The 18,685-nt window shown below is 72.4% G+C and carries 18 protein-coding genes; 7 read left to right on the plus strand and 11 right to left on the minus strand.

Going from position 1 to position 18,685, the window contains the following annotated elements; all coding sequences use genetic code 11:
- Positions 1-9 precede the first annotated feature (9 nt).
- From HNR57_RS04530 to HNR57_RS04540, 3 genes are read left to right on the plus strand one after another with little or no spacing between them, the layout of a single operon-like run.
- Entirely contained in the window at positions 10-441 is a 432-nt protein-coding gene (locus HNR57_RS04530) for a roadblock/LC7 domain-containing protein (protein WP_030838918.1), read from the plus strand.
- Position 442: 1 nt separating this feature from the next.
- Positions 443-802 (plus strand): DUF742 domain-containing protein, encoded by a 360-nt coding sequence (locus HNR57_RS04535; protein ID WP_184556166.1) that lies wholly within the window; start codon positions 443-445, stop codon positions 800-802.
- Positions 789-1,373 carry a GTP-binding protein gene (locus tag HNR57_RS04540; RefSeq protein ID WP_184556169.1) on the plus strand — a complete coding sequence of 195 codons (585 nt, stop codon included), beginning with the start codon at positions 789-791 and terminating at the stop codon, positions 1,371-1,373. The genes HNR57_RS04535 and HNR57_RS04540 overlap by 14 nt, the downstream gene beginning before the upstream one ends.
- Positions 1,374-1,385: 12 nt before the next feature.
- Here the strand turns inward: HNR57_RS04540 and HNR57_RS04545 are convergent, their stop codons facing one another.
- The 7 genes from HNR57_RS04545 to HNR57_RS04575 form a co-directional block, all read right to left on the minus strand.
- The gene (locus HNR57_RS04545; protein ID WP_184556172.1) at positions 1,386-2,291 is read right to left on the minus strand and encodes a hypothetical protein; all 906 of its coding nucleotides are present in this window, start codon (positions 2,289-2,291) and stop codon (positions 1,386-1,388) included.
- A gap of 122 nt (positions 2,292-2,413) precedes the next feature.
- Complete coding sequence (locus HNR57_RS04550; protein ID WP_184556176.1) at positions 2,414-3,370, minus strand: ABC transporter substrate-binding protein; 957 nt, start codon at positions 3,368-3,370, stop codon at positions 2,414-2,416.
- Between the two features lie 77 nt (positions 3,371-3,447).
- A complete protein-coding gene (locus tag HNR57_RS04555) occupies positions 3,448-4,113 on the minus strand; it encodes an ABC transporter permease (RefSeq protein WP_184556179.1) in 666 nt (221 codons plus the stop codon).
- On the minus strand, positions 4,110-4,814 hold the full coding sequence (locus HNR57_RS04560; RefSeq protein ID WP_184556182.1) for an ABC transporter permease: 705 nt from the start codon (positions 4,812-4,814) through the stop codon (positions 4,110-4,112). The genes HNR57_RS04555 and HNR57_RS04560 overlap by 4 nt, the downstream gene beginning before the upstream one ends.
- Positions 4,811-5,935, minus strand: coding sequence for an ABC transporter ATP-binding protein (locus tag HNR57_RS04565; protein ID WP_184556185.1), 1,125 nt, complete (start codon positions 5,933-5,935; stop codon positions 4,811-4,813). The genes HNR57_RS04560 and HNR57_RS04565 overlap by 4 nt, the downstream gene beginning before the upstream one ends.
- Positions 5,936-6,014: 79 nt before the next feature.
- Entirely contained in the window at positions 6,015-7,472 is a 1,458-nt protein-coding gene (locus tag HNR57_RS04570) for a sensor histidine kinase (protein WP_184556188.1), read from the minus strand.
- A complete protein-coding gene (locus HNR57_RS04575) occupies positions 7,469-8,167 on the minus strand; it encodes a response regulator transcription factor (protein WP_062931671.1) in 699 nt (232 codons plus the stop codon). Before HNR57_RS04575 ends, HNR57_RS04570 begins: the two co-directional genes overlap by 4 nt.
- Before the next feature lie 209 nt (positions 8,168-8,376).
- On the opposite strand from HNR57_RS04575, the gene HNR57_RS04580 reads away from it, so the two are divergent.
- Genes HNR57_RS04580 through HNR57_RS04590 form a run of 3 tightly spaced genes read left to right on the plus strand, consistent with a single transcriptional unit; the run spans position 8,377 to position 10,886 of the window.
- Positions 8,377-9,663, plus strand: coding sequence for a ferredoxin reductase family protein (locus tag HNR57_RS04580; RefSeq protein WP_376772168.1), 1,287 nt, complete (start codon positions 8,377-8,379; stop codon positions 9,661-9,663).
- Positions 9,664-9,676: 13 nt separating this feature from the next.
- Positions 9,677-10,090: an FMN-binding protein gene (locus HNR57_RS04585; RefSeq protein ID WP_184556196.1), complete on the plus strand. Its 414-nt coding sequence runs from the start codon at positions 9,677-9,679 to the stop codon at positions 10,088-10,090.
- Positions 10,091-10,094: 4 nt separating this feature from the next.
- Entirely contained in the window at positions 10,095-10,886 is a 792-nt protein-coding gene (locus tag HNR57_RS04590; RefSeq protein WP_184556199.1) for an FAD:protein FMN transferase, read from the plus strand.
- On the opposite strand, the gene HNR57_RS04595 is transcribed toward HNR57_RS04590, so the two are convergent.
- The 3 genes from HNR57_RS04595 to HNR57_RS04605 form a co-directional block, all read right to left on the minus strand.
- Complete coding sequence (locus HNR57_RS04595; RefSeq protein ID WP_184556202.1) at positions 10,811-11,749, minus strand: Dyp-type peroxidase; 939 nt, start codon at positions 11,747-11,749, stop codon at positions 10,811-10,813. The two genes, HNR57_RS04590 and HNR57_RS04595, sit on opposite strands and share 76 nt — an antisense overlap.
- Positions 11,750-11,882: 133 nt before the next feature.
- Positions 11,883-13,937: a beta-galactosidase gene (locus HNR57_RS04600; protein ID WP_184556205.1), complete on the minus strand. Its 2,055-nt coding sequence runs from the start codon at positions 13,935-13,937 to the stop codon at positions 11,883-11,885.
- Between the two features lie 149 nt (positions 13,938-14,086).
- Positions 14,087-15,139, minus strand: a complete 1,053-nt coding sequence (locus HNR57_RS04605) for a LacI family DNA-binding transcriptional regulator (protein WP_184556208.1) — start codon at positions 15,137-15,139, stop codon at positions 14,087-14,089.
- Positions 15,140-15,407: 268 nt separating this feature from the next.
- Between HNR57_RS04605 and HNR57_RS04610 the strand changes: the two genes are divergently transcribed.
- On the plus strand, positions 15,408-18,266 hold the full coding sequence (locus HNR57_RS04610) for an ABC transporter substrate-binding protein (RefSeq protein ID WP_246554178.1): 2,859 nt from the start codon (positions 15,408-15,410) through the stop codon (positions 18,264-18,266).
- Between the two features lie 8 nt (positions 18,267-18,274).
- Here HNR57_RS04610 and msrB read toward each other — a convergent pair whose 3' ends face one another.
- A complete protein-coding gene (gene msrB, locus HNR57_RS04615) occupies positions 18,275-18,682 on the minus strand; it encodes a peptide-methionine (R)-S-oxide reductase MsrB (RefSeq protein WP_184556212.1) in 408 nt (135 codons plus the stop codon).
- Positions 18,683-18,685: the final 3 nt, after the last annotated feature.

Below are 18,685 nucleotides of genomic sequence, written 5' to 3' on the forward strand. Positions count from 1 at the left end.
GACACCGCAATGACACGCCCCATCCCCGCCACGCACACCCAGCTGGACCAGCTGCTGACCGGACTCGTGGAGCGGGTCGCCGACGTGAACCAGGCCGTGGTGCTCTCCGAGGACGGCCTGGTGGTCAGCAAGTCCACCGGATTCCTGCGTGACGACGCCGAGCGGCTCGCGGCGACCGCCTCCGGGCTGATGAGCCTCAGCAAGGGCGTCAGCATGGACTTCCGGGGCGGTCCGGTGCGCCAGGCGCTCATCGAGATGGCCAACAGCTATCTGATCCTCACCTCCGCCGGACCCGGGGCACATCTGGTCGTGCTGACCGGGCCGGGCGCGGACGTCGGCGTGGTGGCGTACCAGATGAACATGCTGGTGAAGAAGATCGGCGAGCACCTCAGCGCGGCACCGCGGGGCACGGCCGGACCCGTCGTCGATCCCGGCGTGTGAGGTGACCGTAGGTGATCCGGCGGGCCGGCTCGTCCGGCTGTTCGCTCTGACCGGCGGCCGGACCCGCCCCAGCCGCGCCGACTTCACGCTCATCTCGACGGTCACGGCGGTCGATCCGCCGCCCGCCACGGCGGCCCGGTGCCAGCCCGAGCACACCCGGATCCTCCGGCTGTGCGCCGAGCCGGTCGCCGTGGCGGAGCTGGCCGCCCGGCTCGACCTGCCGGTGAGCGTCGTCGTCATCCTGCTGTGCGACCTGCTGGAGGCGGGCCGGATCACCGTCCGCCCGCCGCGCCTCGTCTCCCGTACCACTCCGGACCTGGACCTGCTGCAGAAAGTGAGGGACGGCCTTGGCCGGCTCTGACCTTGCCACAGACGCCTCTTCGGCACCCGACACGGTGAAGATCCTCATCGCCGGGGGCTTCGGCGTCGGCAAGACCACCATGGTCGGATCGGTCAGCGAGATCGTCCCGCTGCGCACCGAGGAACCCCTGACCATGGCCGGTCTGTGCGTAGACGACCTCGAGGGCATCGAGGAGAAGCGGGCCACCACCGTGGCCCTGGACTTCGGCCGGATCACCATCAGCCGGGAACTGGTGCTCTATCTCTTCGGCACGCCGGGGCAGCAGCGGTTCTGGTTCATGTGGAACGACCTGGCGCTCGGCGCGCTCGGGGCCGTGGTCCTGGTCGACGTGCGCAGACCCGAGTGCAGCTTCGCCGCGATCGACTTCTTCGAGCGCCGGGGCATTCCGTTCGTCGTCGGCGTCAACGGCTTTCACGGCGAACACCCGTACCCGCCCGAGGACATCCGGGAGGCGCTCGCGGTGCCGGAACACGTGCGGGTGCTGCTGTGCGACGCCCGGGACCGGGAGTCGTGCCGGGACGTGCTGATCGCCCTGATCGACCAGCTGATCGCGTCGGCGGTGCAGAGCTGAGGCGGAATCGCCTCAGCTCGGGCCGGGAGCGGCGCCGGGCCACCCGGTGTACGGCACCGGGCGGCCCGTGAACGCGTCCAGGACAACGCGGTCGCCGACCGGTCGGTCCAGCTCCACCGTCACCTTCTCGCCCCGCAGATCGCTCGTGCAGGGACCGTCCTCGATGCCCGCGACCGCGGCGGACAGCACCACGCTCCCGTTCGTCTCCAGCGCCGTCACGACGGGGCCGTCGTCACAGGAACCGTGGTGCGCCACCACGGTGACGGACCGGCCGTCCCGCGCCACCGTCATCAGGCCGCCGAGCGGCGCCAGCACGTCCTGGGGCATGTCCTGCCCGAGCGGCTTGATCGGCGGCGTGGGCAGTCCGGAGTCACTCACCGCGGCCCTCTTCAGCGGACCGGCGTAACCCTCCAGGGTGAACAGCCAGGCCGGGACGGTCGCCGGACCGCGGGCGGTGAGCACCGTCATGTTCCCCAACGCTGCCCGGGTGACGGTCAGTCGGGGTCCCGGGCCGCTGTCGCGGTCCAGGGTCCGGTAGACCCGGTCGGCCGCCATGAGGGGCCTGGTGAGCGAGCCCCCGTCCTTCCACGTCACCCGGCCGCTCTTGCCCTGGGCAGAGGGAAGGGGGGCCCGCAGCTCGAAGTTGCCGGTCGCGTAGGCGCGCCGGTCGTCGCCGCGCAGGCCCTCCGGGGGCGGTTGGACGACCGCCTCCACGGGGTGGTAGCCCTCGTGCCACTGTGCGGCTGCCCGGGAGCCGTCCCAGGCGTCGGCGACCTGCCGGGCACGGTCCTGCGTCGGGGGATCCGGCTCGCTGCCGCCGGCCTCCGCCGAGCCGCAGCCCGCGGCGGCCCCGGCTGCGGTGAGGGTCAGGGCGAGGACGAGCAGAAGACGGGCGGTTCGAGTCCTGTCGGTACGCATGGCTCTCCCAGGGAAACGCGATGCCGGGGTGGTTCCGTTCCTGTGACGCCCCACCACCGGCCCGCGTTCGGTCCCCTGCGGACCCGGCCCAGCCCGTTATCCCATCGTGACGGGCCGCCGGCTCAGGCCAGGCCCGCCGACTTCAGCCACGCCGTCGCCACGTCCAGCGGGTCCTTCTTCTCCAGCTGCACCTGGGCGTCCAGCTCCAGGAGCGTCTTGGTGTCCAGCTTCGCGGAGACCGCGTCGAGCGCGTCGACGCCCTTCTGGGAGAGGCCGTCCTTGTGGACCAGCGGGGTCACGTTGGCGAACCCGAAGAGGTTCTCCGGGTCCTTCAGGACGACGAACTTCTCCTTCACGATGGTGGGGTCCGTGGTGAAGATGTCGGCGGCCTGGACGGTGTTCCTGGTCAGCGCCGCCTGGGTCAGGGGGCCGCCCGCGTCGAGCGCCTTGAAGGACTTGAACTCCAGGCCGTACACGGACTTCAGGCCCTCCAGGCCCTGGTGCCGGGTCTGGAACTCGGGCGAACCGCCGATCACCAGGTCCGGGGCGGCCTCCTTGAGGTCCGCGAGGGTGGACGAGGAGGTGAGCTTGTACTTCTTGGCGGTCGCGGCGTTGACGGTCACCGAGTCCTTGTCCTCGGCAGGTGACGACTTGAGCAGCGTCAGCTTCTTGTCGAGCTTGGCCTTGACGGCCTCGTTCACCGCCTCGGCGGACTTCTGCTCGGCCTTGGGGTCGAGGTAGGCGAGCAGCGACCCGTTGTACTCCGGCAGCACGGTGACGGAGCCGTTCTTCATCAGGCCGTACGTCGTCTCGCGGCTGCCGATGTTGTGCTTGTAGGTGACCTTGATGCCCTTGGCCTTGAGCGCCTCGCCGTAGATGTCGGCGAGCAGGGTGCTCTCGGCGAAGTTGTTGGAGCCGACGACGACGGTGCCCGCCTTCGCCTTCTCGCCCGCCAGGGGGTCGTCGGAGGTGTCGCCGGACGAACAGCCCGCGAGCAGTGCCGCAGCGGCGGTGAGCGCGGCCACTGCCGCGCCGGTGTGCCTCGTCCTGGACCAGCTGCTCTTCGCGGTAGAAGTCATCCACCGATCCAATCCAGCCGCTTCACGATCAGTCAAGAGACGCCTGGTCACGGTTTCTTACAGACATCGTCAGGACGTCAGCGCCGGCGCACCCCCGGTGACACGGCCAGGCGGCCCACCGCCCAGAACACCGCCAGCGTGACGAGGGCCAGGACGGCCACGAGGGTGGCGCCGCCCACCACCTTCTCGTAGTTGCGCTGGTAGAGCCCGTCGACGATGTACCGGCCGAGGCCGCCCAGGCTGACGTAGGCGGCGATGGTGGCCGTCGAGACGATCTGGATGGCCGCCGAGCGCAGACCGCTCAGGATCAGCGGCAGCGCGACCGGAAGTTCGACCTGGAAGAGGATCCGCGACTCGTGCATGCCCATGCCGCGGGCGGCGTCCACCGGGGACGGGTCGACCGTGCGGACGGCCTCGTAGGTGGTCACCAGGATCGGCGGCACGGCGAGGATGACCAGCGGGATCATCACGGGCAGCAGGCCGAAGCCCATCACGATGACGATCAGCACGAGCAGACCGAAACTGGGCAGCGCGCGGGCGGCGGTGGCGATGAACGCGAGGGCGTTGCCGCCCCGCCCGGTGTGCCCGGTGATGAGGCCGACGGGCAGGCCGATCGCGGCGGCGAGGGCCAGCGCCAGGGCGGAGTAGTGGACGTGTTCGAGCAGGCGCTGCGGGATGCCGTCGTAGCCGTGCCAGTGGGCGCTGTCGCTGAAGAAGGCGTTGACGAAGTTCAGTACGTTCACCGGGTCACGTCCTGGGGGGCGGGGCGTCGCTGCCGCACGCCGGTCTTCGGGCGCCTGCGGGTGCCGTTCGGCATCCACGGGGTCAGCACGACGCGGAGCAGCACCAGCAGGGCGTCGCACAGGATGGCCAGGACGGCCGTCGTGATCACGGAGTTCACGGCCAGCTCGGGCCGGTCGTACTTCTGCGCGTCGGCGAGCAGGTTGCCGAGGGCGCCCTGGTTGCCGATGAGGGTGCCGACGCTGACCAGGGAGATGCTGGAGACGGTGGCGACCCTGAGCCCGGCGATGATGGCGGGCACGGCGATCGGCAACTGCACCTGGAGGTAGCGGCGTACGGGCCCGAAGCCCATGGCGGTGGCCGCGGCGAGGGTCTCCTGCGGCACGGATCGCACGCCGTCGACGATGGCCGGGACGAGCACCACGAGGCTGTACACGGCCAGCGGGATCATCACAGTCAGCTCGGTCTGGCCGGTGTAGTCGATGAGGACCACGAAGAAGGCCAGCGACGGGACGGCGTAGAGGATGGTGGTGGCGCCGAGCACGGGCGGGTAGAGCCAGCGGAAGCGGACGCAGAGCTGGGCGAGCGGCAGGGCGAGCAGCAGGCCGGCCAGCACGGGCAGCAGGGCCTCCCGCAGGTGCAGGCCGATCAGGCCCTGGTAGCTGTGCTGGAGGTCGCTCGGGATGTCGAAGAAGCCGTTCACGACGCGACCTTGGCCTCGTCGGCGTGGCCGCCGGCATGGGCGCTGCGGATCGCCTCGCCGATGGCCGCCTGCGAGACCACGCCGGTCACCCGGCCGGTGCCGTCCACGGCGACGGCGTGGCCGGCCGGGGAGAGCACCGCGCTGTCGAGGGCGGCCCGCAGGGAGTCGGTGCCGGGGACGAAGGGCCGTCCGTGCGGGACGAGCCGGTCGGTCCTGATGTCACCGGCCGTCAGGTCGCTCCGCTCGCCCCAGCCGAGGGGACGGCCGTCGGCGTCGGTGACCAGCAGCCAGGGCCCGTCGGGGGCGGCGAGCTGCTCGGCGGTGGCGTCGGCCGGGACCACCGGGCCGGTGGACAGCGGGAGTTCGGCGGAGGGGAAGAACGACAGCCGCCGGATGCCGCGGTCGGCCCCGAGGAAGTCCTCGACGAAGGCGTCGGCCGGGTCGGACAGCAGCTCGGCCGGGGGTGCGTACTGGGCGAGGTGACCGCCCTCGCGCATCACGGCGACCATCGTGCCGAGTTTGATCGCCTCGTCGATGTCGTGGGTGACGAAGACGATGGTCTTGCCCAACTCCTCCTGGATGCGGAGCAGTTCGTCCTGGAGCCCCTTGCGCACGACCGGGTCGACCGCGGAGAACGGCTCGTCCATGAGCAGCACGGGCGGGTCGGCGGCGAGCGCCCGGGCCACGCCGACGCGCTGCTGCTGGCCGCCGGAGAGCTGGTACGGGTACCGCTTGGCGAGCGCGGCGTCCAGGCCCACGCGTTCCATCAGCTCGGCCGCCCGGGCCCGGGCCTTCTGCTTGCCCCAGCCGAGCAGGCGCGGCACGGTGGCGATGTTGTCGAGGATCGTGCGGTGCTGGAAGAGGCCGGCGTTCTGGATGACGTAACCCATGGAGCGGCGCAGGGTGGTGACGGGCCGGCGCTGGATGTCCTCGCCGTCGAGGAGGATGGTGCCCTCACTCGGTTCGACCATCCGGTTGATCATCCGCAGGGTGGTGGTCTTGCCGCAGCCCGAGGGTCCGACGAGGACGGTGATCGAGCGGTCGGGTATCTCCAGGGAGAGCCGGTCGACAGCCACCGTGCCGTCCGGATAGCGCTTGGTGACTGATTCGATCCGTATCAAGGCGCCGGAGCCCTTCGGTTGGCGGAAGCGTTGGCCATGGTCGTACGGGCTGTTTCCGGACGAGTCTAGAGGGCGCCTCTCACCGGTCGGCGGGGTGTACGCCCGGCGCGGGCAGGCGCACCGTGAACACCGTCGCTCCCGGTGCGCTGTTCAGCTCGACGCTGCCGCCGTGGGCGCGGACCAGGGACTGGGCGACCGCGAGGCCCAGGCCGCTGCCGCCGCGGTCGCGGCTGCGGGCCTTGTCGACGCGGTAGAAGCGGTCGAAGACGCGCGCCCGGTCGTCGGGCGGGATGCCCGGCCCGGTGTCGGCGACCCGCACCTCGGCGGCGCCGGGTACGAGGGCGACCTCCACCGACACCTTCGTCCCGGCGGGCGTGTGCACCGCGGCGTTGGTCAGGAGGTTGTCGACGACCTGACGGATGCGCAGCGGGTCCATCGGCAGCCGCACCGGACCCGGACCCGTGAGGACGGTCAGCGGATGGCCGGGGCGGCCCGCGCGGAAGGCGTCAGCGGCCTGGCTCACCAGTTCCACCAGGTCGGCGTCCTCCATGCGCAGCGGCTCCTCCACCTCCGCCGCGTCCAGCCGGGCGAGCAGCAGCAGGTCGTCCAGGAGGATGCCCATGCGGGCGGCCTCGGCGCGCAGCCGGGCCAGGTGCCGGTCGCGTTCCTCGGGGGCGTTGGCGGCGGCGTACTGGAAGAGGTCGGCGTAGCCGCGCACGGACATCAGCGGGGTGCGCAGCTCGTGCGAGGCGTCGGCGACGAAGCGGCGCAGCCGCTGCTCGGCCTCGGCACGGACGGCGAGGGAGTCGTCGATGTGCTCCAGCATGGTGTTGAAGGCGGTGCGCAGTTCGTCCACCTCGGGCCCGCCGTCGCGGCCGTCGGCGCGCAGCGGCAGCCGGGCCGCCGACTCGGTCAGGTCGTGCGAGGCGATGCCGTGCGCGGTGGACGCCATGTCGCTGAGCGGCTTCAGGCCGCGGCGCAGCATCCGGCGGCCGAAGACGACCAGCGCGAGGAGCGCGAGGGCGAAGGTGACGACCTGGATCGTGATCAGCTGCCCGACGGTGTCCTCGATGTCCTCCAGGGGCGCGGCGCTGACCAGGACCACCCCGGGTTCGACCTGGCAGGCGCGCAGCCGGTAGGAGCCCGCGCCCCTGAGGTGCTCGGTGCGCAGGAGTTCGGTGTGCGCGGCGGTCTGCGCCCGGGCCAGGGAGGTGAAGTCGTCGACGTCCTTGGGCAGATCGGCCGGGTCCTCGGGCCTGCGGAGCTCGGTCTTGCCGTCCGACACGTCGTACACGGCGTAGAACCAGCTGTAGTACTTCTTGCCCGAGAGGGTGCCGTAGTCCGCGATGCTCTTGGACTGGGCGATCTGGGCCTGCGCGAGCTGGGTGTCGAGCTGGGCCGACAGGTAGTCCCGCATGTAGGTGGTCAGGGCCGTGCCGACGACGGCGAACACGACCAGGGACAGGGCGCCGAGGCCGAGGGCCATCCGGGTGCCGAGGCGCATTCCGCGGTAGGCCCGCCGCAGCCGGGCGATCACTCGGCGGCCTGCCGCAGCACGTACCCGAAGCCGCGCACGGTGTGGATGAGCGGCGAGCCGCCCTCGTCGGTCTCGTCGAGCTTGCGGCGCAGCCGGCTGACGACCAGCTCGACGACGTTGGAGCGGCCGCCGAAGCCGTACTCCCACACGTGGTCGAGGATCTGCGCCTTGGTCAGCACGGTGGGTGACTTGCGCATGAGGTAGCGCAGCACCTCGTACTCGGTCGGGGTGAGCGACAGCAGCCGCTCGCCGCGCCGGACCTCCCGGGTGTCCTCGTCCATGGTCAGGTCGCCGACCTGGAGCACGGACCGCTGGAAGGCGGGCCCGGCGCTGCGCCGCAGCACGGTCCGCAGCCGGGCCATCAGCTCCTCCACGGCGAACGGCTTGACCAGGTAGTCGTCGCCGCCCCGGGTCAGGCCCGCGACGCGGTCGGCGACGCCGTCGCGGGCGGTGAGGAACACCACCGGCACCATCGTGCCGGAGGCGCGCAGCCGGTCCAGGACGCCGAAGCCGTCCACGCCGGGCAGCATCAGGTCGAGCACCACGATGTCCGGGTGGAACTCGGCGGCCCGCACCAGCGCGTCCTCGCCGGTGTACGCCGTGACCGCGTCCCAGCCCTCGTAGCGGGCGACGGTCGCGACGAGATCGGCGATGGGCGGGTCGTCGTCGACGACGAGAAGTCGTACTTTTTCCACGAGCTCATAGTGCTGCACGGGCCGGGCGCCGCCATAGCCGCGTGCCCTCCCGCCGCGGGATCGATAAACACTTGAAAGTCGAGCGACAGCTTCCCGACAGCTCCTGCGCGCCAAGCTCGGTATCCCAGGAGCCGATCAAGGAGCTGCCGACCGTGACGACCCTCCGACAACCTCCCGTGGCGGCGACCCGCCCCGGTGTGCGCCCCAGAGTGGTGGGCCGCACCGGCCTGTACGCGGTGCTGCTGGCGAACGCGGTCGTGGTGGCCGTGTTCTTCGCGCAGGCCGGTTTCGCCTCGAACGCGCTGATCGTGCTGGGCCGGCTGACCGGGCTGTACGCGGCGCTGCTGATGGCGTTCCAGCTGCTGCTGGTGGCGCGGCTGCCCTGGTTCGACCGGCGGATCGGCATGGACCGGCTGACGTCCTGGCACCGCTGGACGGGCTTCTCCGTGCTGTGGTTGCTGCTGGCGCACGCGGTGTTCATCGTCTTCGGCTACGCGCGGGCCTCGTCCCTGGACCCGGTGAACCAGCTGGTGGACCTCGCCGAGACGGTCGAGGGCGTGCTGCGGGCGATCGTCGCCCTGGCGGTCATCCTCGTGGTCGGGGCGGTGTCCGCCCGCTCCGCCCGGCGCCGGCTGGCGTACGAGACCTGGCATTTCATCCACCTGTACACCTATGTGGCGGTGGTCCTGGCGTTCACGCACCAGGTCGCGGCGGGGACGACGTTCGCCTCGTCGCCGGTGGCGACGGCGTACTGGTACGCCGTGTGGGGCGTGGCCCTGGCCTCGGTGTTCACCGGCCGGCTGGTGCTGCCGCTGTGGCGCAACCTGCGCCACCGGCTCCGGGTGACGGCCGTCGTCCCGGAGAACGACCACGTCGTCTCGGTCTACATCACGGGCCGCGACCTGGACCGGCTGCCCGCCCGGGCCGGGCAGTTCTTCCTGTGGCGGTTCCTGACGAAGGACCGCTGGTGGCAGGCGAACCCGTTCTCCCTGTCGGCCGCCCCGGACGGCCGCACCCTGCGCCTGACCGCCAAGCGGGCCGGTGACGGCAGCGCCGCCCTGCGTCACCTGAAGGTCGGCACGCGCGTCTTCGCCGAGGGCCCCTACGGCGCCTTCACCACCCTGCACCGCACCCGCCCCGACGCCGTGCTCATCGCCGGCGGCGTCGGTGTCACGCCGATCCGGGCCCTGCTGGAGGAGCTGCACGGCCACGCGGTCGTGATCTACCGGGTGGCCACGGACCAGGACGCCGTGCTCTACGACGAGCTGCGCGAGCTCGCGCTCGCCCGGGGCGCCGAACTGCACCTGGTCACGGGGCCGTCCGTGCCCGACCGGCTGGCGCCCCGGGAGCTCGCCCGGCTGGTGCCCGACATCGCGGGGCGGGATGTCTACCTGTGCGGTCCGCCGCCCATGATGAACGCGGTGCTCGGCAGCCTGCGCGAGCTGGGCGTGCCGAAGCCGCAGATCCACTTCGAACGCTTCAGCCTGGCCGGATGACGAGGAGAGATTCGTGAAGCGAGCCATACCCGTCCTCGTCCTGAGCGTCGCCGGTCTGATCCCCGTCTGGCGCTACGCGCCCTCGCACGACACGGGATCGTCACCGGCCCCGGCGCAGGCGGCGGCGCCCGCGTCGACTCCCTCGTCCTCGTCGTCGGGCGGCACCCCGGTCACCGTCGTGTCGGGGTCCCTCGTCGAGACCGAGAAGGGACCGGTGCGGGTCGAGGTCACCTTCGACGGCGACGAGATCGCCTCGGTGCGCATGCTCCAGCAGCCCGACCATCCGCAGACCACGGCCGCCGTACCGAAGCTGATCGAGGAGACGCTCCAGGCGCAGAGCGCCGACATCGACACGGTGTCCGGCGCGACGGTCACCAGCGACGGCTACAAGGAGTCCCTCCAGGCCGCCCTCGACGCGAAGGGCTGACGGGGTGCGGCGCGTCGAGCACGTCATGGGGTTCCCGGTGTCGGTGCGGATCGACGACGAGGACTTCCCCGGGGCACCGGTGGACGCCCTGTTCGCCTGGCTGCGCGAGGTCGACGCGCGGTTCAGCCCGTTCCGCCCGGACAGCGAGGTGTCCCGGCTGGACCGGGGCGAGGTGCGCGAGCCGAGCCCGGAGCTCCGGGAGGTCCTGGACCTGTGCGAGGAGTACCGGATCGCGACCGGGGGCGCCTTCGACGCGCGCCTGCCCGGCCGCGGCCTCGACCCCTGCGCCGTGGTGAAGGGCTGGTCGGTGCAGAAGGGAGCGGAGCTGCTGAGGGCGGCCGGGGCGCGGCGGTTCTGCCTCAACGCGGGCGGCGACGTGATCGCCTCCGGCGGGCCCTGGCGCGTCGGCGTACGCCATCCCGAGCGGGCCGACCGGCTCTGCGCGATCCTGGACCTCACGGACCGGGCCGTCGCGACCTCGGCCCGCTACGAACGCGGCGACCACATCCTCGACGGCCGCACCGGCCGCCCCGCGACGGGGCTGCTGGGAGTGACCGTCGTGGCCCCGACCCTGACGGAGGCGGACACCGTCGCGACGGCGGCGTTCGCACTCGGCGTGGAGGGCGTCGCGTGGGCGGCGGCCCGGGAGCACTGCGAGGTGTTCGCGGTGGACGCCGGGCGGCGGGTGCTGCGGAGCGCGGGGTTCCCGGTGGCGGAGGGTCAACCGCCGGGCAGGGCTTCCAGGAAGCCCGCTGGCGGGATGAAGAACAAGCTGCCGGTGACGGCGCGCGAATAGTCCAGCAGCGGGTCGGGACCCGCGCCCGGCCCGCCCAGGAACATCTTGCGCAGCATCGTCTCTGGAATGCCGGGCGTTCGCGCGTAGGCCACGAAGTACGTGCCGAACTCCCCGTGCCCGGGCCTGCCGAACGGCATCGCCGACCGCAGTATCCTCTGCTCCGCACCGTCCGGGCCGAGGACGGTGTTGACGTCCTTGTGCGAACCGGGCGCGTCCAGTTCGAGGTTGGTGAGCTTGGTGCGGCCTATCACCTTCTCCTGCGCCTCGACGGCGAGGGCGTCCCACGCGTCCACGTCGTGCAGGTACTTCTGCACCAGCGCGTAACTGCCGCCCCGGAAGGCGGGATCCTCCTCCCCGACCAGCGCCGCGTCCGCCGCCGCCTGCCCGACCGGGTTCTCGGTGCCGTCGACGAAGCCGAGCAGGTTGCGCGAGTCGAAGTAGGAGAAGGCCTGCGTCTCGTCCCGCACGGTGACCGCGCCGCGCAGCCGCCGCACCAGTTCGGCGGCCAGCGCGAAGCACAGGTCGGTGCGGGCGGCCCTGATGTGGAGGAACAGGTCGCCGGGGGTGGACGGCGCGAGGTGCCGGGGCCCGGCCAGTTCGCGGAACGGGTGCAGCTCGGCGGGCCGCGGACCGTCGAACAGCCGGCCCCACGCCCGGGACCCGACCCCGGCGACGCAGCCCAGCCCGCCGTCGGGACAGGGGAAGCCGACGGAGCGCACCAGGCCGGCGAGGGAGCCCAGCACCTCCCGTACGGCGCCCTCCCCGCCGGGTGCGATCGTGGCGACCAGGAACACCGCGACCGACGCCGGCGGGTTCAGGACCGGTTGCGGCAGCGTCTCTCCCGAGGGCAGCGGTGACGTCATGTTTTCTCATCCCTTCGCCCGGACGGCACGGCCCGCCCGCTCCCCCTCCGGGACGGCGCGGCCCACGCCCCTGACACGATGCCCAGCGAACCGGCGGCCCGAACTCCCGGGAGCCGGAGGATGGTTGGCCGTGCTACTCCTGCCGCAGCACCTTGACGTCCCACGGTCCGAGCGGCACCGCGTCGGCGTACAGGGCGTCCGACAGCACATCCCGCAGGGCCTGCGGCACCGGTACGGACACCTCCTGCCACGACCAGTTGTGCAGGAAGCGCACCCGGCGGCCGTCCCGGGCGGTCGCCGAGGTGGCCGTGACGCTCGGGTGGGCCGGACGCCAGGCGCCGTCCGGGGCGTACCGGTCGAACAGGGCCCGGGCGAAGACCGGGTCGGGGACGGTGCCGACGTAGGTGATGCGCCCGGCGCCGTGGCGGTGGGTCGTGGCGGCGGGCCAGCGGCCGAAGTGCGGATGCTCGTAGGACGCGAGGGTCTCGGCGCCGCGCGGCGACAGGCCGTCCGCCCAGTGCAGGGCGTGCGCGCCGGGCGGAAGGGGGAGCGCGTCCGTGCCGGTGACGGGCAGCGGGTCGCGCAGGTTGCTGAACTCGTCGTACGTCACCCCGGCCGCCTCGGCCAGCCGGCCGGGCTGGAGATCCGTGCGCGCCCGGGCCTCGGTGTCGCCGTAGCCGGTGCGCGGGCCGAGGACGAGATGCCCGCCGGCCTCGGCGTGGGCCCGGAGCCGGTCGAGGACGGTGTCGTCGGCGGCGTAGTACGCCGGGACGACCAGGAGGTTCGGCAGGTCCGCGTCCGGGAGCTGCCCGGCGTGCAGGACGCGTGCCTGGAGCCCCGCGTCGAAGGCCCCCCGGTAGAACGCGTCGAAGATCCTCTCGTACGAGCGCCCGTCCGGGCCCCCGTGGGCACCGGCCAGCGGCGGCTGCCCCTGGAGCGCCCACTTGCTCGGCCCGTCGTAGAGGAAGGCCACGTCGGCGTCCGGGGTGAGGGCCGATACCAGGTCCCCGGCCCGCTCCAGCTCCGCTCCCAGGGCCGCCAGTTCGCGGTAGACGCGGCCGGGGCGGCCGTTGTGCGGGAGGATGCCGCCCCAGTAGGTCTCGGCACCGAAGTGCAGGGTGTGCCAGTGCCAGTACTCGATCATCGAGGCGCCCCGGGAGATCAGCGCCCAGGCTGCCTGGCGCCACTGGCCGTCGTAGGCGGGGCGGTTGTCCCAGGGTCCGCCGATGGCCTGCGCGTCGGTCTCCGTGACCAGGAACGGCTCCTGGCGGGAGGAGTACATGCGGTCGGCGCTGCGGTACAGCGCCCAGGTGCCGTTGGTCGTCCAGTCCTGCCCGCCGGCGCCCGTGTCCGGCAGGGTGAGGGCGTCCTGCATCGTGTAGTACGGGTTGCCCGCGGTGACGTCGAGGTGCTCGGTGAGCCGGTCGTCCTCGACGCCCTGGCGGTCGTAGGAGATGCACGTCGTGACGAACTGGCCGGGGCGGGCGTACTCGCGCACGATGCCGGCCTGCCAGGCGATGAACTCGGTGGTGAGCCGGGCCTGGAAGCGCCGCCACGCGAGGTCGTACTGCGGCTGGGCGTTACCGTCCGGGGTCCACAGGTCGGCCCAGGTGGACAGCCGGTGCGACCAGTAGACCAGGCCCCACTCGCGGTTGAGGGTCTCCACGTCGCCGTAGTGTTCGCGCAGTTCGTCGGTGAAGCGCTGGAAGACGCCGTGGTTGTGGAAGAGGTGCAGGCCGGGTTCGTTGTCGACCTGCCAGCCGATGACGGCAGGGTGACCGGCGTACCGTCCGGCGACCTTGCGGATGATCCGCTCGGCGTGGAAGCGGAACGCGGGGTGGGTGAAGTCCACCTCCTGCCGGGCGCCCCAGCCGATGCGCTCGCCCGTGCGGGACTCCCCCGCGATCTCCGGGTACTGCCGGGCCAGCCAGGGCGGCACCGCGTACGTCGGCGTCCCGAGGATCACGGAGATGCCCCGCTCGTGGGCGCCGTCCAGGACCGGCTGGAGCCAGTCGAGGTCGAAACGCCCGTTCTCGGGTTCCCAGGTGGACCAGACGGACTCCCCGACCCGGATGACGGTGAAGCGGGCCTCGGCCATCAGGTCGAGATCGACTTTGAGGCGGTCGTACGGCTGGTACTCGTGGTAGTAGGCGGCACCGAACAGAACGCGCCGGGGCAGCTCGAACATGCTCCTCCTAGAGGTGGGTTGATGGGACGTCAGCCCTTGACCGCGCCCGTGGAGAGGCCTTCGAGGAGCTGCCCTCGCAGCAGGGCGCGGCGGGTGGGAGGGGCCGGTGCTGGCGGGAGGTACGACACGTGACTCCCCACGTGGGGCGGCTACGGTCGGGCGGAGTGCGGTTGGCGTACCGGCCCGGTCGAGGCCCGTACGGTCAGCTCGACCGCCCGCTCGGCCGGTCCGGCCGGTGCGGGGCGGCCCTCGATCAGGGCGATCAGTACGTCGACGGCGTGGTCGGCGACGGCGGCGAAGTTCTGCCGGACGGTGGTCAGCGGCGGGGCGAGGTAGGCGGCGGCGGGGATGTCGTCGTAGCCGACGACGCTCACGTCGCCGGGGACGGCGCAGCCTGCTTCGGCGAAGGCGCGCAGCGCGCCGATGGCCATGTCGTCGTTGGCGGCGAACACGGCGGTGACGTCCGAGAGCCGGGCGAGCTGCCGACCGGCGGCGTACCCGGAGGCCGGGCTCCAGTCGCCCGGTGACGGCAGCGGCGGCTCGGGCGCACCGGCGGCGGCGAGTGCCTCGCGCCAGCCGCGCAGCCGGTCGCGGGCGGCCCACCAGTCCTGCGGGCCGGGTATGTGCCAGACGGTGCCGTGGCCGAGGGACAGCAGGTGCTCGGTGGCCAGCCGGGCCGCCGCGACCCCGTCGGCGCCGACCAGCGCCCCGGCACCCGGCTCCAGTTCGACACCCTCCCCGAGGCTGACGACGGGCACGTCCGCGGTCAGCCGCAGCGGGGGGCCGTCGTCGATCGGCTCGGACAGCACGATCCCGTCCACGCCCTGCTCCAGCAGCGCGTCCACGGCGACCGAGACCCGCTGCCCCTCCAGGGTGCTGGCGAGGGCCACGGAGTAACCGGCCCGCTGCATCGCCCGCTCCAGGGCGATGAGGAGCGTCGAGGGACCGTAGAGGGAACTGCCCAGCGAGACCACGCCGATGCGCCGGTAGCGGCCGAGGAGCAGGGCCCGTGCCGCGGTGTTGGGACGGTAGTCCAGGTCGCGGACGGCCCTCAGTACGCGGTCGCGCACTTCCGGGCTGACGTGCGGTTCGCCGTTGACGACCCGCGAGACCGTCTTCTGCGACACCCCGGCGGCCCGGGCGACCTCGGTCATGCCCGGCCCGCGGCGGCGCCGCCCGCCGGCGGCTCCGGTCGTCGTCATGAGGGCTCCCGGGGCGTCGGACTGCGGCGGTGGACTGCGTAGTCACACTTGGCGCAGTGCCGGGGAGGCCCTTTGTGACTACGTAGTCAGGCCAGTGTGGGGTTCCGGGCGGGCGGCGTCAATGATCCGGATGAGACAAGAGTTCGTGCATCACCCACTCACACCCCAACGGCACCGGTTAACCTCGTAAGTCACCGAAGGTAAACGGGGGTTGCCCATGGTGAACGCCGATCGCACGCCGCCGGACTGCCCTGGCGGCCATGACGGAATGCCGGAGAGCGACGCCGGGCGCCACCTCCAGAACCAGCTCGAAATTCTCATCCAGGACTTCCGCAGGAGCACCGAACCGCCGATGCCGGTGTTCGTCGTGCACGCGCAGGAGAACCGGGACGACGACGCGGTGGCCGGGATGGTCCGGCAGCTGTACGCGGGCCAGGAGGCGCACGGCACGCGCTGCGCGGTGGTCCAGGACGCCTACGAGGGCAGCACGGAGGTGCGCCGGGCCGCCGCCCTGGTGCGGGCGCTGAGCGACCCGCGCAGGTGGGGCGGCCCGAAGGCGGTCTACCGGCGCTACGCGTTCCCGCGACTGCGGCTGGTGCACGCGATCGACGACGCGGTCGCGGCCCTCGGCGACAGCTGGCCGACGCCCGCCCCGGGCACCCCCGAGGCCGGGCAGGACCAGCGGCAGCGGCTGCTCAACGAGCTGGCGCAGCAGCGCTGGCGGCCGAAGAACACCGCCCGCTGGCGTTCGGGCCTGCCGCTGTTCGACATGGCGCACATCCTCCCGGCGAGCCTCGTGACCGTGCTCGCCGCGCTCCTCGCCCGCAGCGAGTGGTACATGGCGGTGGGCTCCGGTCTCGTCTTCCTGCTGCTGCTGACCGTCCTCAACTACGTCCTGCCGGGGCGGGCCCCGATCTTCCTGTGGCTGCGTCGGGAGAGCCGCTGGTTCATGACGACGACGTTCCTGAGGGCGGCGGACCAGGAGGAGTCCACCGAGGTGTCGCTGCTGCGGCCGGTGCGCTCCTGGAAGGCGATCGCGGCCCGGGCCTACGACGTGGCCGAGGCGCTCACGGCGGGCGGCGACTTCCACCTCCAGCTGTGCGTGCTGGCGCTGCGCGAGGACCTGCGGGACAACCACCGCCGCTGGAGCTGGGACCTGCGCGGCTTCAAACGGCCGCGCCCCCCGATGCTGTTCCTGCCGCACGCGGACGACCGCAACGGCGGCATCGAGCTGATCCGGGCCGTCAGCGACGTCCGCAGCCGGCGCAGCGAGCTCGACCCGCTGCTCGTGGTCGCCGCGGTGCGCACGCACGACGTGCAGCGCCTGGAGCGCAGCGTCGTCCAGACGGCACCCGTCCCGGAGACGGCGCCGCCCACGTTCGGCGTCCGGCTGCGCACCTGGTACCGGGAGTGGGGCCGCAACCTGCGTGCCGAGCAGTCACCCAGCCGGGAACGGTCCGTCCTGCCGTGGGTGATGAAGATCCCGCTGCCGCACGACCAGCTGGGTCCGGTCGAGGAGGGCCGTCCGCATCTGCGGGCCTCCGCACGGCCGACGCTCGCCCGGCTGGTGTGGGCCCTGCACACCCTGGTCCTGGTGATCGCCCTGCTGTCCGCGGGCACCGTCATGCGGGCCGACGCCCTGCAGGACCGGTACTGCTCGGCGTCCGTGCTCACCGCCAACCGCGACTCCCGGCGTGAGCAGGGACCCGACGGCCGTACGGAGTGCATCGGCGTGGCGACGGACGAGGTCCGCTTCGCCGACTGGCTGCCCGCGCCCGAGCCGGGCGACGACGTCAAGGCGCTCACGGCCGGCGATGAAACGCCCTGGACGGTGGCCGACCTGGAGGGCCGTATCACGCGGCAGAACGCGGACGTCCTCGCGCGGCACGCCGGCAAGTACGTCACCGTCGTCTACGCCGGGCCGCTCAGCGCCGACACCTCGGCCGGCTCCTCCCTGGTGAAGGGCGCCGAGGAACTGGCCGGCGTGTATCTCGCGCAGGCCGTTATCAACGAGAACTCCAGTGTGAAGCTGCGCGTCCTGATCGCCAACGGCGGCGTGGACCTGGGCCACCAGGAGGAGATGGCGAAGGCGATCGCCGCCTACGCCGCCCACGACCCGACCGTGGTGGGGGTCGTCGGCACCGGCCGCGACCTGAAGTCCAGCCGGGCCACGACCCGCACTCTGATGGAAGCAGGCCTGCCGGTCGTCTCCGGCACGAACTCAGCCACCTATCTGCCCCGCGAGTTCGCCAACTGGTTCAGCCTGGCCGCCACGGACGAGTGGCAGACCCGGCAACTCGGCCTGATCGCCGCCCAGCTGCGCAGACCCGACCGGCGGCAGTACGCCCTCGTCCTGGCCCGTGACACGGCGAGAACCGACGACCTCTACACCGACGAGCAGGCGCGTTACGGTCAGGAGATGCTGCGGCGCCAGGGCTTCACGCCGCTGCCGCAGCGCCGCTACACCCTCAGCGGCGGCAAGCCGGAACTCCGCTCGCACGCCCAGGAGATCTGCCGGGGCGGCCGGGTCCCGTCCGTGGTCTACTTCGCGGGCCGGGTGGAGGACATCGACCCCCTGATGACCCAGCTGGGCACCGAGCCGGGCTGCGCCGGAAAGCCCCTGGCCATCCTCACCGGCGACGACCTGTCCAAGGCCGACTTCGCCGGCGGCGGCCACTCCGTCGCGCCGGAGGTCACGCTGTACCACGCGGCCCTCGCGGAGCTGGAGACGGCCGCCACCATGACGGCCTTCTACCAGGACGCCGCCCAGCACCTGCCGGGGGTGCGGGGCCACCGCCTGCGCTACGACAGCCCGGCCCTGGCCAGCGGCCAGACCGCCCTCGCCCATGACGCGACCCGCGCCCTGTTCTGGGCGGCCACCCGTGGCGACCGGCCGCAGAGCCGCGCCTCGACCTGGGTGAACCTGCGCAGCGTCAAGATCGAGGGCATGGCCACCGGCACCATCGACTTCACCGGCGCCCCGCTCTACGGCGACCGCACCGGGCACAGCATCGTCCTCAAGAAGGTCAGCCGCGCCCACGACGGCACGTCCGAGACCCGGGTGCTGTGCAATCGCACCGCGGGGGACACGAAGCGCCTCACCCGGCAGGAGTGCCGGATCCGCTGAAGCCGGCCTCAGCCCTGCTCGGGGGCCAGCCGCAGCGCGATGGAGTTGATGCAGTACCGCTGGTCCGTGGGCGTGGGGTACCCCTCGCCCGCGAAGACGTGCCCGAGGTGCGAGCCGCACCGGGCGCACCGCACCTCGGTCCGCACCATGCCGTGCGAGCGGTCCTCGATCAGCTCCACCGCGTCGGTGTCCTTGGGGTCGAAGAAGGACGGCCAGCCGCAGTGGGACTCGAACTTGGTCTCCGAGGTGAACAGGTCCGCGCCGCAGGCACGGCAGGAGTAGACGCCCCGGGTCTTGGTGTCGGTGTACTCACCGGTGAAGGCGGGCTCGGTGGCCGCCTTCCGCAGGACCGCGTACTCGCCCGGGCTCAGCTCCGCGCGCCACTGCTCGTCCGGCTTCTCGACGTCGTACGCCATGAG

The sequence above is a fragment of the Streptomyces paradoxus genome (genome assembly GCF_014202475.1).
Classification (GTDB): Bacteria; Actinomycetota; Actinomycetes; order Streptomycetales; family Streptomycetaceae; genus Streptomyces; species Streptomyces paradoxus.